At 63.2% G+C, this 767-nt stretch carries 1 protein-coding gene and 1 pseudogene; both read right to left on the reverse strand.

The window, feature by feature from the left end:
• Positions 1-57: 57 nt before the first annotated feature.
• Complete coding sequence (locus tag MKL11_RS22155; protein ID WP_243947355.1) at positions 58-306, reverse strand: hypothetical protein; 249 nt, start codon at positions 304-306, stop codon at positions 58-60.
• 152 nt (positions 307-458) lie between these two features.
• Positions 459-767, reverse strand: a pseudogene (locus tag MKL11_RS22160) (Tellurite resistance protein TerB); the annotation flags it as partial.

The following is a 767-nucleotide window of genomic DNA, read 5'->3' on the forward strand; positions in this document are numbered from 1 at the left end:
GCACCTCATTCCAGGCAGGAAGGCGCTAGGCCATGCGCTCAGGGGCAGACTCCACCGCTACAGCCGCTCTGGCTGGGCAAGCATGATGGCAGCACGGACGGCAGCTCGTCGAAGCTCCGGGCTTGCCCAAGGTTGACGGATCAGCGTGTTGGCGAAAGGGTGATCGGCGACGGCGGCAGCCGGGTCAATGCGATAGCCTTCGCCAAACGAGACGTGACCAGAGGCCGGGTCAGTCATGTATGCGTCCACTACGGCAGCGACATCGTCATCCACGATGTCGAGGGTGGCTAGCAGGTCTAGGGTCATGAGCCGGTTTGCCATGCTGGCGCCATAGCCATTCCACGAACGCCGTGCTCTGAACGAGGTTAATCGGGTGCGCGCGGCTCGATCACGTCTATGCGAGGTGTTGGGTCGGCTGTTCGCCCTGCTCTCGAACGATGATGCCACCACGCCATGGCTCACTGCCGAGGTGTAACCCGAGCCACCGCAGTTTGCATCAGCTCAGACTTATTGACGATGAGGGCCGCGGCGATCTCGGTCAGCGCCTTGTCCTCGATCTCGCTGATACCCTCCTGATCGGCGACATCGACAGCAACCAAAAACGCGTCCTGCCGCTGCTCCATCGGACGGCCGGCGATCGCGGCGACCCGGCGTAGGTTCTCCACCCGACCCGCACGGGTCCTTGCCCGGGCGATCGCCTCGTATAACGCGTTCTCCAGCATCAGGAGGTCGTAGCCCTTCTGGATGATCGGGTTGGCGCGCAGACC

Origin of the sequence: Methylobacterium sp. J-077 (genome assembly GCF_022829365.1) — a bacterium.
Taxonomy (GTDB): domain Bacteria; phylum Pseudomonadota; class Alphaproteobacteria; order Rhizobiales; family Beijerinckiaceae; genus Methylobacterium.